The organism is Cupriavidus sp. C3SS-1, assembly GCF_057073755.1.
Genome location: NZ_CP172700.1, coordinates 1,280,774 through 1,294,822, shown reverse-complemented (window position 1 = coordinate 1,294,822; position 14,049 = coordinate 1,280,774). Strand labels below are relative to the sequence as shown.

Genomic DNA, 14,049 nt, shown 5'->3' with positions numbered 1-14,049 from the left:
CAGCACCGCCCCCTGGAGCAGGTGTAGCCGGCGCTCGATCGATGGTGATGTGCTAGAAGCGCTCGGGCACACGCCGGTACGCGTGGCTCGGCTCCTTGTAGCCCTCCGGCTTCTGCCGGGCCGGCAGTTTCGGCTTCTTGCGCGGAATTGCTTCGTAGGGAATGCGGTCGAGGAGATGGCTGATGATGTTCAGCCGGGCGCGCCGCTTGTCGTCGGAGCGGGTCACGAACCACGGCGATTCGTCGGTGTCGGTGGCCGCGAACATGGCATCGCGCGCGCGGGAATAGTCATACCAGCGCGAGTACGACTTGAGGTCCATGTCGGTCAGCTTCCAGGTCTTGCGCTGGTCGGTGATGCGGTCCTCCAGCCTGCGTGTCTGCTCTTCCTCGCTGACTTCCAGCCAGTATTTGAGCAACACCACGCCCGACTGGATGATGGCCCGCTCGACCAGCGGTACACCTCGCAAGAAGTCGTCCACCTGCTCCTCGCTGCAGAATCCCATGACCCGTTCCACGCCGGCCCGGTTGTACCAGCTGCGGTCGAAGATCACGATCTCTCCGGCGGCGGGCAAGTGGGGGATATAGCGCTGCACGTACATCTGGCTCTTTTCGCGCTCGGTCGGCGCCGGCAGCGCCACCACGCGAAACACGCGCGGGCTCACGCGCTCGGTCATGGCCTTGATCACCCCGCCCTTGCCGGCGCCGTCGCGGCCCTCGAACAGGATGCAGACCTTGGCGCCGGTCGCCTTGACCCAGTCCTGCAGCTTGACCAGCTCGACATGCAGCCGGAACAGCTCCTCGTCATACTGCTTGCCGCTCATCTTCCCGCCGGCGGCGCCGGCATGGTTTGCATCGCGCTCGCCCTGCTTCTTCTTGCCCATACCCAGTCTCCCGTGGATGACCGGCCGTGCCGGCCCACTTGTTACTTTGGTGCCTCGGACGCCATAGGGCAAGTCTTCGTTGCGCTGCCGGGCGGCGCGCGCCCTGGCATCAGGCGTATGCGCACGCCGCAGGTAATCGGGACCGGGCCGTGTGCCGGGCCGATTCACGCAGACTCATTCGTGTCCGTCTTGCGCCGCCACCGCTTGGCGGGTCCCGGCCGTGATATCGCCCGCCAGCCAGATGCGCACGGTGGCTTCGCCGGCCCGCGTCAGCGTCATGCGGTAGTCATAGCAGGGCGGCCGGTACAGGCCGCGAAGCCATTGCACGGGATAAGCGTCGACACCCCGCACGACACGCACCGCGGACAGCAAGGCCGAGCCTACCGGCTCTTGCTGCAGCGGCGCGGAGAACGCATCGGCCGGGCAACTCGATACCGATTGCTCGGCGGCGCCAAGGCGTATGCCGCCCTCAGGTAGGTCGTGATCAGACGCGTCGCCCCGGCTTTACTTGCTGCCGTCGCGAGCATCGCCGCCCAGCGGGTCCACGATGATCATGGTGCGGTCCAGTACGCCCCGGTCATCGAAATAGGCGCTGAAGTGCGCCGGCTGGTAACCGGCGACGTAGAGACGGTACGACCACGCCTCGCGCTTCATCAATGGGTAATACTGCACCGGTTCACGCGGCGAGCCGAAGCGTTCGGCGACATCGCGCTTGGTCCAGACGCCGGGACGCGCGCTGTAGATCTCCTCCTCCGTCAGCATCTGGCGGAAATTCGTCAGCTTGCCGCCGGCATCGAAGTCGGCCGCGTACACGGCGAAGCCCAGCGGCTGCTTCGAGTAGATCCAGCGGCTGCGGCCGTCATTGAGCGGGAAGGTCTCCGTAGGCTGGCCAAAGGCATCGCGCACGCTGGCCTGCGTGCTGCCGATCATCTTCTGGCCGGTCTCGACCGGCTGCAGTGTCGCGCACGCGCCCAGCACGAGCGCGGCGGCTGCCAGCCAACTGCCATTTCGGAATTGCATGACCTTTCTCCAGTGTCGGCCAGCGCCGTGGCGCCGGTGGCCCACGACCTGAGCATAGTCCTCCGGCCGTGGCTTTGCCGGACGGCCCTACGGGTAAACACCTGCAGCGCCTAGAATATTCCGGTCAAGGCGGCGCGAACGCGAAAATTCCGTCCCGGCCACCGGAAGTGACCTGATTGTCACGCAATTTTCGCACCAAAATTGGGCAAATGGGCGATTCACGCGCAAGAAATGCGCTGGAAGTCAGCCGCCTGAAAGCAAAGTCAGGCAAAATTCTGTGTTTGCCGGGCGGCTGATTGGTCCAGCTACCGGCGCGTGGTTCTATTCTTTGACATCCCCCCGATCAAGAGGCAAGCAATGAGTACGCAGCAACCCACCATCATTTACACCCTGACTGACGAAGCCCCCCTGCTGGCGACCAGTGCTTTCCTACCCATCATCCGCACGTTCACCAAGCCGGCCGGCGTTGAAGTCACGACCAGCGACATCTCGGTGGCCGGCCGTATCCTGGGCGAGTTCCCCGAGTTCCTGTCCGAAGAGCAGCGCGTGCCGGACAACCTCGCCGAACTCGGCCGCCTGACCCAGCTGGACGACACCAACATCATCAAGCTGCCGAACATCAGCGCGTCGGTGTTCCAGCTGATGAGCGCCATCAAGGAACTGCAGGGCAAGGGTTACAAGATTCCGGATTACCCCGAAGACCCGAAGACCGAGGAAGAAAAGGCCATCCAGAAGCGCTACTCCAAGTGCCTGGGCAGCGCCGTGAACCCGGTCCTGCGCGAGGGCAACTCCGACCGCCGCGCCCCGGCCGCCGTCAAGAACTACGCGCGCAAGCACCCGCACAGCATGGGCGAATGGAGCATGGCCTCGCGCACGCACGTCGCCCACATGAAGCACGGCGACTTCTACCACGGCGAGAAGTCCATCACCCTGGACAAGGCGCGTGAAGTGCGCATGGAACTGCTGACCAAGAGCGGCAAGACCATCGTGCTCAAGCCGAAAGTTTCGCTGCTGGCCGGCGAGATCGTCGACAGCATGTTCATGAGCAAGAAGGCCCTGCTGGCCTTCTACGAAGACCAGATGGAAGACGCGCGCAAGACCGGCGTCATGCTGAGCCTGCACGTCAAGGCCACGATGATGAAGGTGTCGCACCCGATCGTGTTCGGCCACGCCGTCAAGGTCTTCTACAAGGACGCTTTCGCCAAGCACCAGAAGCTGTTCGACGAACTGGGCGTGAACGTCAATAACGGCCTGGTGGACCTGTACACCAAGATCGAGACGCTGCCGGAATCCAAGAAGGAAGAAGTCATCCGTGACATGCACGCGTGCCACGAACATCGTCCGGAACTGGCGATGGTGGACTCGGCCAAGGGCATTTCGAACCTGCACGCGCCGAACGACGTGATCGTCGACGCCTCGATGCCGGCCATGATCCGTATCGGCGGCAAGATGTGGGGCGCCGATGGCCGCACCAAGGACACCAAGTGCCTGATCCCGGAATCGACCTTCGCTCGCATCTATCAGGAAATCATCAACTTCTGCAAGACCAACGGCGCCTTTGATCCGGTCACGATGGGCACCGTGCCGAACGTGGGCCTGATGGCGCAGAAGGCCGAAGAGTACGGTTCGCACGACAAGACCTTCGAGATCGCCGAAGACGGCGAAGCCCGCATCGTCGACAACGCCACCGGTGAAGTGCTGGCGGCGCTGACGCAACAGGTCGAGCAGGGCGACATCTGGCGCATGTGCCAGGTCAAGGACGCCCCGATCCGCGACTGGGTCAAGCTGGCCGTCACGCGCGCCCGCAACTCGGGCATGCCGGCCGTGTTCTGGCTGGATGCGTACCGTCCGCACGAGGCCGAGCTGATCAAGAAGGTCGAAACCTACCTCAAGGACTACGACACCAAGGGTCTCGACATCCAGATCATGTCGCAGGTGCGCGCCATGCGTTACACGCTCGAGCGCGTGATCCGCGGCCTGGACACCATCTCGGTGACCGGCAACATCCTGCGCGACTACCTGACCGACCTGTTCCCGATCATGGAACTGGGCACCAGCGCCAAGATGCTGTCGATCGTCCCGCTGATGGCCGGTGGCGGCATGTACGAAACCGGCGCGGGCGGGTCGGCGCCGAAGCACGTGCAGCAACTCGTGGAAGAAAACCACCTGCGCTGGGACTCGCTCGGTGAATTCCTGGCGCTGGCCGTGTCGCTGGAAGAGCTGGGCATCAAGTCGGGCAACGACAAGGCCAAGGTCCTGGCCAAGACGCTGGACGCCGCTACCGGCAAGCTGCTGGACAACGCCAAGAGCCCGTCACCCAAGACCGGCCAGCTCGACAACCGCGGCAGCCAGTTCTACCTGGCCATGTACTGGGCCCAGGAACTCGCCGCGCAAACCGAAGACGCCGGCCTGGCCGCGACGTTCGCGCCGCTCGCCAAGCAGCTCACCGAAAATGAGAAGACCATTATTGGCGAACTGTCGGACGTACAAGGCAAGCCCGTGGACATCGGCGGCTACTACATGCCGGACGCGGAAAAGCTGTCCGCCGTCATGCGCCCGAGCAAGACGCTGAACGCAGCCCTGGCATCGGTCCAGGCCTGATCGGCACATCCGATCCCGCAGGCGCCGCCAGGTGCCTGCCTGAAGCCGGAGGTTGGCATCCCGATGCCGCCTCCGGCTCCTTCTTTCTGGCTACGACGCCACATTCAGCCTGAAAGCCCTGCCCCGCCCCCGGCCGGACTTGATCTCGGCCAAACCATGTAGCCGCCCGGCGCGCCATACTGATCGCAACATTTTCGTTGCACCGGCACAGCGTCCTGCCCACCGCATCATGGCAAAGAAATTCCCGATCCACCCGAGCCATCCCGAACGCATCTGCTGGGGTTGCGACAAGTATTGCCCGGTCGACGCCATGGGTTGTGGCAATGGGTCCAGCCGCACCCAACATCCCTCCGAACTGCTCGGCGATGACTGGCTGGAATTTGGCGATTGGGGCATCGATCCCGATCAACCCAAGGCAGTTGACTTGCGTTAGCGCGATCACAGCCTGCACGCCTGCTCAACGCCTGTAGCTTCCCTCCCTCCGTCCATCGGCGAGGCTATCCCGCATCCATGTTCCGCCGGGTGGCGCGATCCATGCATGAACCATCGCATCCAGGCAGTTCCGGGCCGGGCTTGCGCTAGCCATCCACAACTCCCGCACACCACAAAGCATTGCAAGCGTTACGCCAGGCCAGCCCTCCACCATGTCTGGCGGCGATTACAATGCCTGAATCGCGCCAACCCTTCCGGCAGTCTTTTCAATGGACGAACGACCATGCTGAAGCTCCAAGACCCCACCCTGCTGCGCCAGCAGTGCTATCTCGACGGACGCTGGACCGACGGCGAACGCCACATTGACGTCACCAACCCCGCCACCGGCGAACGCGTGGCACAGGTGCCGCAGCTCGGCGCCGCGGAAGCCCGCCAGGCTGTCGAGGCCGCCAACCGCGCACTGCCGGCCTGGCGCGCGCGCGTGGCCAAGGAGCGCTCGGCGCTGCTGCGAAAGTGGTTCGAGCTGATCCTGGCCAACCAGGATGACCTGGCCCGCATCATGACCGCCGAGCAAGGCAAGCCGTTTGCCGAGGCCAAGGGCGAGATCGCCTATGCGGCGTCGTTCATCGAATGGTTTGCCGAGGAAGGCAAGCGCGTCTATGGGGAAACGATTCCGGCGCCGGTCAGCACGCAGCGCATTGTCGTGACCAAGGAGCCGGTGGGCGTGTGCGCGGCGATCACGCCGTGGAATTTTCCGGCGGCCATGATCACCCGGAAGGCCGGCCCGGCATTGGCCGCCGGCTGCACCATGGTGGTCAAGCCGGCGTCGCAAACCCCGCTGACCGCGCTGGCGCTTGCCGTGCTGGCGGAACGCGCCGGCATCCCGGCCGGGGTGCTGTCGGTGGTGACCGGGTCGGCGAGTGCCATCGGCGGCGAACTGAGCAGCAACCCGCTGGTGCGCAAGCTGACCTTCACGGGCTCCACCGAGGTCGGCCGCGTGCTGATGGCGCAGACCGCATCGACCATCAAGAAGGTATCGATGGAACTTGGCGGCAATGCGCCCTTTATCGTGTTCGATGATGCCGACCTGGACGCCGCCGTTGAAGGCGCCATCATCTCCAAGTACCGGAACGCGGGCCAGACCTGCGTCTGCGCGAACCGGATCTACGTCCAGGACAAGGTCTACGATGCGTTTGCCGAGAAGCTGGTCGCGGCGGTCGCGAAGCTGAAAGTCGGCAATGGCATGGACGAAGGCGTGCGCATCGGGCCGCTGATCGACGACAAGGCCGTGGCCAAGGTCGAAGAGCATATCGCCGACGCCCTTGGCAAGGGCGCGCGCGTGCTGGAGGGCGGCCACCGGCACGCGCTCGGGCACACGTTCTTCGAGCCGACCATCCTGGCCGACGTCGCGCCCGGCATGCTGGTGGCGCGCGAGGAGACCTTTGGCCCACTGGCGCCGCTGTTTCGCTTCGAGACGGAGGACGATGTCGTGGCCATGGCCAACGACACGGAGTTCGGCCTGGCCAGCTATTTCTATGCGCGCGATCTCGGCCGCGTCTGGCGTGTCTCGGAACGGCTCGAGTACGGCATGGTCGGCGTGAACACCGGACTGATTTCGAATGAGGTCGCGCCGTTTGGTGGCGTGAAGCAGTCCGGCGTGGGCCGCGAGGGCTCGCACTACGGCATCGAGGACTATCTTGTGATCAAGTACACCTGCATGGCGGGCATCTGAGCGAAGCCCGCCTCCTCGCGTTCAGCGTTTGCCGTTGGCGCAGGCCATGTCGCGAGTCAGGTCGGCCCAGTCGCCGGTGCCCGGCATGCAGGTCTTGCGGAACCGTTCGAGTTGGTCGTGGAAGCGCCGCATCAACTCGAACTGGTAGGACGCTCTCTCGAAAGTGAAGCCGGTGCCAAACTCAGAGAGCGCACCTTCGGCAGCGTGCGACAGCCGCTCCAGCCGCTGGGCCAGGGCGCGCCCTTCTACGCTGCGATGCCGCCGTAGCCGCCAGCTCAGGGCCTCCTGGCCATCCTCCAGCAGGCTCTGGTCGAGATAGCCCAGGCGACCCGCCGCGGTGCGCGCCTCGTACATCGCGGACAGGTAGGCGCAGACCACCGACAAGCGCTGGTTCATCTCTCCCTCGCGCAGCAACAGGTCGTGCGCGCAGGCCCGCAAATGCTCGGCGGTGCCATGATCGCTCTGCGCTCCCGCCTGGCGCGCGTACTCCACCAGCGGACGGATGCCCAGGGACAGCCCCGGCGGCAGTACGCTCGTGATGCATTCGGCCAGTCGGGTCTGCAGCGCGCCGTCCAGTTCGCAGCAGGTTCCGCAGTCGGCGTCGAGATAGAAATCCAGGCTGATCCAGCGGCCCGGGCCCGTGGTGATCACGGTGCGGACCGGATTGTGGCCGGCGCTTTCCAGCACCTCCAGGCCAACCTGTACGCATCGTTCCCGCTCATCGTCGCCACCCAACGCGTTGACGATGTCCCGCGATCTCGTGGGCCCGAGGAACTCGGTGCGCGTGATCGGGTGCATCGTCGGTCCGAGCCGGTGCGATGCGCCGGCACGCGCCGGCAGCAGCAGTGTCTCGGGGTAGCTCGTTCCATTGACTGTCATTAGGCCTCCGGTGTCAGTGGGGCGGCCCGGACTTCCGGGCGTGTATCGAGTAGCAGCGATGCCGGGGGCAATCGCGATCGTACCGCTGCGCTCATAGGACGGGCACCATGCCGAATGCCGGTCCCACGACGGCGGGCAGGTTACCGAGGATGGACGAGGCGGGCTCCGCCATGCTGCCCGGGGCCGGGCGGCGCGCCCCGCGGCGCACCCGCGATGGGGGCTCGCACAGGCTGCAGATAAACGAGCCCTGCGGTTCATGGGCGTGCGTGACATAGCGTCCGCCGCAGCAACGACACGTGGACAACTGCAGCAACCCGCCTTCGCGAAAGCGCACCAGCGTCCAGAAGCGCGTGAAGCTGATCAGGCATGCCTCGTCGCTGGCGCGCATATGGCCCGCATAGACGCGGTAGCTGTTGAGCACCGCGCGTATGCCCGGCAACCCGGCCCGTTGCTGCATGAATTCATGGACGCTCAGCAGGTACGACGCGTGCGCGTTGGGCCGCCAGGTCACGAACCAGTCAGCCGAGAACGGCAGCATGCCTTTTGGCGGCGACCCCCCCGTCAGCTCCCGATACAGCCGGTACACGCGGCTGCGCGACAGCGCCACTTCCGCTTCCACGACCTGGGGCCGGGCCCCCAGGCCGATCAGCTCGATCGCAAGCTGGGTGTCGCTGGCATCCTGCAGTGCACTGCGTGCCGGTGCAGATTGCGCGGTGGTTTTCATCGCCCCTCCTCCAGGGCTTGCGCGGCCAACACGATGGCCGTGTGCATATTGCACAATTCGTGACGCGGCCGGATACCCGCCAGCGCTTCGAGCAACGAACAGTTGTCAAGGCGGAAGCGGCACAGCACCATGCTCGAGCGCGCAAGACCCAGCAATTGCGCCGGCGTCAACGCCAGCAGTGCTTGCGCAACCTCTTTGCGGATGCCGAGCCTCAACAGGGCCTCGGGCTCGTTCTGGCGCATCAGCCGCTGCACCAGCAGCAGATAGGCCAGATTGACGTCCTTGATCTCACCTACCAGGTCACTGCTGTCCATTGTCAGCCTCCCAAGCGAAAGGAATTATCTTCACACTGCACGCATGCCGGGCCCCGGCGGCGGATTGGGGCAAGGCCCGAGCCGCCCACGCCTGAGCGGACACCAACGCTCCCGCTCCCTGCGCCGCCACGCGCGGTTCGCCCGCACGCCGGCCAGTGGAAGCAGGCCCTACCGCAGAGATCGCCGGACGGGCGGCAATGGCGCGCAGCCCCGCCTTGTCGACCAGCGCCACGCTGCGGTGCTTGACCCGGATCAGGCCGCCTTCCGCAAGCCGGGAAAATTGACGGCTGACCGTCTCGAGCGTCAGGCCGATATAGCTGCCGATTTCTTCGCGACTCATGCGAAGGATGAACTCGCTCGATGAAAATCCGCGCGCCGACTGTCCTTCGGAGATCCACAGCAGGAACGTCACGAGGCGCTCTTCCGCTGTCATCAGCGCAAGCAGGGTCTGCAACGCGCGCGTCCGCTGCGCGTGGCGGTCCAGTGCCAGGAACACCCGGCTGGCGAAGATCGGCGTGCTCGCGGCCCGTGCGCGCAGGGTATCCATAGGGATCATGCAAACCTTGGTGTCTTCCAGCGCCGTCGCATAAGAGGCGTACTGGCGGCGGCCGATACTGTCCAGGCCGACCATTTCGCCTGGGAAATGGAATCCGACCACCTGTGTGCGTCCGTCTTCCGTGGCGACATGCGTCTTGATCGTACCCACGCGGATCGCGAACACGGCCGCCACCGCATCGCCGAGCAGATAGAGCGGCTCGCCCTTGCGCAAACGAACCACGCGCTGGGCGAGCATGTCGGCCAGTTCGATGCCGCCGGGCGCACGCTCGCCAACCAGGCAGAAGCGCGCCATGGAGCATCCGACACAGCACGGGATCGAATCAGGCGGTTGCGGGCTGGTTGTCAGGGTCATGGTGGGCGCCTCGGAAGAAGAAAATCTCAGGGAAAGGTTTCCGGCGACCGTTCGGAGGTGGTTCCTAGTCAATTGGATTGGCTGCGGAAATCAAATCACGAAAACCTTAAATTGAATTCTATTGACGTGTACCTGCAGAACAATCTGTAGTTTCTGAATATCCATTAGGAGTTTTCCTACTCTACTGCGGCAAAGTCCTCGACGGTCCTCGGAATCGGCCGGAAAGCCGCGCCGCGCCGGCATTGTTGGCGCGGATCAAGGACGTTGCCGAATGTCCTTCCTATCATCGCGGCGATTTCTTATTGATTCCTGCTGCCTCAGATTCGAAATTTATTTTCGCAGTGCCGTTAAAGGGCACCGTGAAATGCATTCCGCGCATTCGGCACATAAATCCGCATCAGGAAATTGCCGGCTTCCTTCTGGAATATTCCCATGCAAGTCCCGCTTCCCGCCTTGTCCGACCTGCCCATGCCCGGTCCTCGCGATGCCGAGGTGCTGCACTTCGGGCGCCAGGCCATCGTGAGTGCCGCCGGCGACCCGCAGGCCTATGAGTTGCTGTACCGCGAAGCCGGCCGAAACTGGGCGAACGTCCTCGACGACACCGCGGCAACCGCCCACGTGATCGCGCGGGCGCTGGGCGACACGGGCCTGGACTGGACCTTGCGCAAGCATGCGGGCTTCGTGAACCTTGGTCGCCAGCTGCTGCTCGACGATCTGCTGTTGCTGGTGCCGCCGGGGCACTTCGTGCTTGAAGTACTCGAAAGCGTGCCCATGGATGCCTGCGTGTTGCGCCGGCTGGCGTGGCTGCGAGAGGCCGGCTACCGCCTGGCCCTCGACGACGTCGCGGCGCTGAGCGACGACGTTCGCAAAGCGCTGCCTGCAGTCGACTTCGTCAAGGTCGATTTCCGGCTTGCCCGGCGCACCGGTCTTCCACGCCTGGCCGATGCGGTGCTGAGCGCGGACCGCCTGTTGATTGGCGAGAAGATCGAAACCGCCGACGACTTCGCACTGGCGCAACAGCTTGGATTTCACCTGTTCCAGGGCTTCCACTTCGCGCGCCCCGAACCCTTGACGGCGCCATGGCCACACCTGGATCACGGCACGCTGGCGCGGCTGCAGGCGCTGCTGATGCAAGGCGCGGACACCGATGCACTGCTTGCCGAACTGCAGGCCGCTCCCGGCATGGTGGCCCAGTTGCTGCGGCTTTCGGTCGCGACCGGCGTGCAGCCGGGCGTCGGCTTTGCCAGCGTGCGCGGGCTGCTGGCGGCGATTGGTCCCGACAGCCTGCAGCGCTGGGTGCGGCTGCTGCAGATCTCCGATGGATTCCGCCTGCCCGGCGAACCGAGCGTGCGCAGTCAGGCGGCACACCGGCGCGGGACCTTCATGGAACAGGCGGCGCGCCGGGTCCGCCCGCACGATACGGCGTTCGCCGAAGCTGCCTTCCTGACCGGCGTACTGTCGCTGGCCCCGCTGCCGCCCCACGGTACGCGGCGCGATATCCAGGACACATTTCCAGTGACCCGGACCATCCGGGATGCCGTTCTCCACGGGCATGGCGAGCTGGGCGCGCTGCTGAAGGCCGCCCAGGTTTACGAGTGCGGCGGCGATGCAATGTCCACGCTGGGCCCGCCCATCACGTAACGGCCTCACGCCGCGTGGCGGCGAAACTTCGCCACCACGCGGCCGCAAACCCCGCCTTCGCCAATTCGAAACCCGCATCCCCGCGTGCTGCGACACACTGCCGCTTTCCATCGCCACAACACGACAAGGGGAGACAGCGATGAAGAGCTGGTTCAAGCATGCAGCTGCAGGGCTGCTAGTTTCACTGGCAGCTGCCGGCAGCGCTTTCGCGGCGTACCCGGATAAGCCGGTGCGGCTGGTGGTGCCGTTCCCGCCCGGCGGCGCCACGGACCTCCTGGCGCGCGAGATCGGCAATGCGCTGTCGGTGCGGCTGGGACAACCGGTCGTGGTCGACAACCGCCCGGGCGCCGGCGGCAATCTCGCTGCGATTGCCGTGGCGCGTGCCCCGGCCGACGGCTATACGCTGTTGTTCGGCACCTTCGGCTCGCTGGCCGTCAACAAGAGCCTCTACGACAAGCCTGGCTACGATCCGCTCAAGGATTTCGCCCCGGTGGCCTCCGTCGCCTATCTGCCCAACGTGCTGGTCGTGCACCCGTCGGTGCCCGCGCGGACCGTGCCGGAGCTGCTGGCGCTGGCGCGCAAGGAGCCCGGCAAGCTGGCCTATGGCTCGTTCGGCAACGGTTCGTCGTCCCATCTGGCGGGTGAGCTGTTCACGCACATGGCAGGGGTCGAGATCACGCATATCCCGTACAAGGGCAGCGCCGCGTCCATGACGGACCTGATCGGGGGCCGCCTGACCATGATGTTCGACAGCGTATCGACCGCGTTGCCGTATATCCGCGACGGCCGCGTGCGCCCGCTGGCGGTCACCACGCAGAAACCGTCGGAACAGTTGCCCGGGGTGCCGACGATGGCGGCTGCCGGCGTACCGGGGTACGAACTGACGGCCTGGTTCGGCGTCGTGGCGCCGGCCGGCACGCCCAAGGCCGTAGTCGACCGCCTCAATGCCGAGATCGTGGCTTCACTGAAGCAGCCGGAAATGGCCAGCAAGCTGGCGAGCCAGGGCACGGTGCCGTTCCCGGCCACGCCCGCCCAGTTCGGCAGCTATATCCGGGCCCAGTACGAGAAATGGGATGGGCTGATCAAGTCAGCCCATATCCGCGTGGACCAATAAGCCGGTCCGCCGCCAAAACGTTCAGGCCGGCGACTGCATGGCGCCAAAGCGCCACGAAAGCCGGTGCGCCGCCTGGCGCACCAGTCCTGCGGTGGCACCTTGCGTGCCGCTGTCGAAACTGCCGGTCGAGCCCATCACCGCCACCACCAGGGCGAGGCTGCCCGTATGGTCGAACACCGGCGCCGCAAGCGTGTCGATGCCCGGCACGGGGCGGCTTAGCGCGTTGTCGACCTGCTCGCGGCGCACTCGCGCAAGCCGGCCGGCATAGTCCGAAGCAAGCTTCCCGTCATCGCCGAGCACCTCGGACGGCGCGGCGCCAGCCATGCGCAGGTCGTCGCGCGCAAGCAGGCCAGCCAGCACGTTCTCGGGCAAGTACGCCGCCATGGTGCGGCCGATCGCGGTATGGACCAGCGACAGGACCGTGCCGACGCGCAGGCTCACATGCTGCGGACGTGCCGATTCCTCCAGCCGCACCACGGTAGGCCCCATCGGCCCAAGCACCGCCATCGCCACGCTCAGGCCCGTGGCGCCTGCAAGTTCGATGATTTCCGGTTCGGCTTCGCGCGTGGGCGACAGACGCTGCAGGGCGATCAGCCCCAGTTCCAGGCTCAGCGGCCCGCACAGGAAGTTGCCGGCGGCATCGCGCGCGAGCAGCCCGGTCTTCTGCAGGCTGACCAGGTGCGGAAAGGCCTTGGCCGGCGCCATGCCGGCCGCCTGTGCCAGGTCGCGCAGCGACAGCGGCCGGCCCGCCTCCACCAGGGCCGCCAGCAGTTGTCCGGTACTGTCGAGCGACTGGATGCCGCGCTGGGGCTTGCCGGCATCGCCGGTCCGGTCATCGTTCGGGGCCGCTTGCGTGCTCATGCTTGTCCCAGGTGCGTGCCGATGGCGTGGGCAGTCGCCCGCAGCGCCGCCGCCACCGGTCCCTGCCAGTCCACATCGATGGTGCCGGTGGAGCCGACGATGGTCAGCACCAGCCTGAGCGTGCCGCCCGCATCGAGCACCGGCACGCTCAGGCTGCTGATGGCCGGGCTCGGGGCGTCGACGCTGCGTTCGATGCCGCGTGCGCGAATGGCTTCGAGCGTGGCATCGAATGCGGCGCGATCCGCGGCGCTCGCCTGCGGCTGTTGCTGCCGCCAGCTCGCGTCCCAATCCGCGCGCGGCCGGAACGCGCAATAGACGCGACCCGTTGCGGTGGCGGCCAGCGCCATCACGGTGCCGACGTGCAGGTTCACGTGCAGCGGCGCCGCGGCCGGCACATAGCGCACGATGGCGGGCCCCTGCGGGCCGGCAATGCTGATGGCCACGCTGAACCCCGTGGCCTCGGCCAGTTCGTCCACGCGCGGCACGGCGGCGCGGTAGGCCGGGTCGGAATCCAGGTGCATCATGCCGAGCTGCAGCGACAGCGGGCCTGGCTCGTAGCGGCCGGACAAATAGTCGCGCTTGATCAGCCCGAGCCGCGTCAGGCTGACCAGGTACGCATGGGCCTGCGCCGGCGCCAGTTCCGCGGCCTCCGCCAGTTCGGCGAGCATCATCGGCGCCCGCGCGGCCGCGAGCGCGCCCAGGAAGCGGCCGGCGACTTCCACGCTCTGGATGCCGCGCTGCACCTTCTCCTCGCGCTCTGCCTGCGCCGCCTTGCGCCCCGCTGTTGCCATCGTACTCTCCGGAAAGCCCAGATATTAATCGAACGTCACCGGGGTCAGCCCTCTCGATCGGTGTTTACCCGCGATTCGTCGCCTCAACCCTATAATTATCCATAGGCTAATCGCTTAGCTATTGATTAATTTTTAATGGTTTCCTAAGAT

General features: G+C 65.7%; 14 protein-coding genes. 5 read left to right on the top strand and 9 right to left on the bottom strand.

Annotated elements, in window-relative coordinates; translation table 11 throughout:
* Positions 1–52 precede the first annotated feature (52 nt).
* The 3 genes from ppk2 to ACIGJC_RS21960 form a co-directional block, all read right to left on the bottom strand.
* On the bottom strand, positions 53–880 hold the full coding sequence (gene ppk2 / locus ACIGJC_RS21970; protein WP_483714296.1) for a polyphosphate kinase 2: 828 nt from the start codon (positions 878–880) through the stop codon (positions 53–55).
* Between the two features lie 174 nt (positions 881–1,054).
* Positions 1,055–1,207 carry a hypothetical protein gene (locus ACIGJC_RS21965; protein ID WP_483714295.1) on the bottom strand — a complete coding sequence of 51 codons (153 nt, stop codon included), beginning with the start codon at positions 1,205–1,207 and terminating at the stop codon, positions 1,055–1,057.
* A gap of 177 nt (positions 1,208–1,384) precedes the next feature.
* Complete coding sequence (locus ACIGJC_RS21960; protein WP_483714294.1) at positions 1,385–1,900, bottom strand: hypothetical protein; 516 nt, start codon at positions 1,898–1,900, stop codon at positions 1,385–1,387.
* 357 nt (positions 1,901–2,257) lie between these two features.
* Between ACIGJC_RS21960 and ACIGJC_RS21955 the strand changes: the two genes are divergently transcribed.
* The 3 genes from ACIGJC_RS21955 (at position 2,258) to gabD (ending at position 6,665) form a co-directional block, all read left to right on the top strand.
* Positions 2,258–4,501: an NADP-dependent isocitrate dehydrogenase gene (locus tag ACIGJC_RS21955; RefSeq protein ID WP_483714292.1), complete on the top strand. Its 2,244-nt coding sequence runs from the start codon at positions 2,258–2,260 to the stop codon at positions 4,499–4,501.
* 229 nt (positions 4,502–4,730) lie between these two features.
* Positions 4,731–4,934, top strand: coding sequence for a DUF3079 domain-containing protein (locus tag ACIGJC_RS21950; protein WP_483714291.1), 204 nt, complete (start codon positions 4,731–4,733; stop codon positions 4,932–4,934).
* A gap of 282 nt (positions 4,935–5,216) precedes the next feature.
* On the top strand, positions 5,217–6,665 hold the full coding sequence (gabD, locus tag ACIGJC_RS21945) for an NADP-dependent succinate-semialdehyde dehydrogenase (protein WP_483714290.1): 1,449 nt from the start codon (positions 5,217–5,219) through the stop codon (positions 6,663–6,665).
* A 21-nt stretch (positions 6,666–6,686) separates the two neighbouring features.
* Here gabD and ACIGJC_RS21940 read toward each other — a convergent pair whose 3' ends face one another.
* The 4 genes from ACIGJC_RS21940 to ACIGJC_RS21925 form a co-directional block, all read right to left on the bottom strand.
* Positions 6,687–7,544, bottom strand: a complete 858-nt coding sequence (locus tag ACIGJC_RS21940) for a hypothetical protein (protein WP_483714289.1) — start codon at positions 7,542–7,544, stop codon at positions 6,687–6,689.
* Positions 7,545–7,635: 91 nt separating this feature from the next.
* Positions 7,636–8,268: a flagellar transcriptional regulator FlhC gene (gene flhC, locus ACIGJC_RS21935; RefSeq protein WP_483714288.1), complete on the bottom strand. Its 633-nt coding sequence runs from the start codon at positions 8,266–8,268 to the stop codon at positions 7,636–7,638.
* Complete coding sequence (gene flhD / locus ACIGJC_RS21930; RefSeq protein ID WP_483714287.1) at positions 8,265–8,582, bottom strand: flagellar transcriptional regulator FlhD; 318 nt, start codon at positions 8,580–8,582, stop codon at positions 8,265–8,267. Before flhD ends, flhC begins: the two co-directional genes overlap by 4 nt.
* Positions 8,569–9,375: a helix-turn-helix domain-containing protein gene (locus ACIGJC_RS21925; protein ID WP_483714286.1), complete on the bottom strand. Its 807-nt coding sequence runs from the start codon at positions 9,373–9,375 to the stop codon at positions 8,569–8,571. Before ACIGJC_RS21925 ends, flhD begins: the two co-directional genes overlap by 14 nt.
* A 549-nt stretch (positions 9,376–9,924) precedes the next feature.
* Between ACIGJC_RS21925 and ACIGJC_RS21920 the strand changes: the two genes are divergently transcribed.
* On the top strand, positions 9,925–11,133 hold the full coding sequence (locus ACIGJC_RS21920) for an EAL and HDOD domain-containing protein (protein WP_483714285.1): 1,209 nt from the start codon (positions 9,925–9,927) through the stop codon (positions 11,131–11,133).
* Positions 11,134–11,272: 139 nt separating this feature from the next.
* On the top strand, positions 11,273–12,247 hold the full coding sequence (locus ACIGJC_RS21915) for a Bug family tripartite tricarboxylate transporter substrate binding protein (RefSeq protein WP_483714284.1): 975 nt from the start codon (positions 11,273–11,275) through the stop codon (positions 12,245–12,247).
* A gap of 21 nt (positions 12,248–12,268) precedes the next feature.
* Here the strand turns inward: ACIGJC_RS21915 and ACIGJC_RS21910 are convergent, their stop codons facing one another.
* Positions 12,269–13,108 carry an IclR family transcriptional regulator gene (locus tag ACIGJC_RS21910; RefSeq protein ID WP_483714283.1) on the bottom strand — a complete coding sequence of 280 codons (840 nt, stop codon included), beginning with the start codon at positions 13,106–13,108 and terminating at the stop codon, positions 12,269–12,271.
* The gene (locus tag ACIGJC_RS21905; protein WP_483714282.1) at positions 13,105–13,899 is read right to left on the bottom strand and encodes an IclR family transcriptional regulator; all 795 of its coding nucleotides are present in this window, start codon (positions 13,897–13,899) and stop codon (positions 13,105–13,107) included. Before ACIGJC_RS21905 ends, ACIGJC_RS21910 begins: the two co-directional genes overlap by 4 nt.
* Between the last annotated feature and the right edge of the window lie 150 nt (positions 13,900–14,049).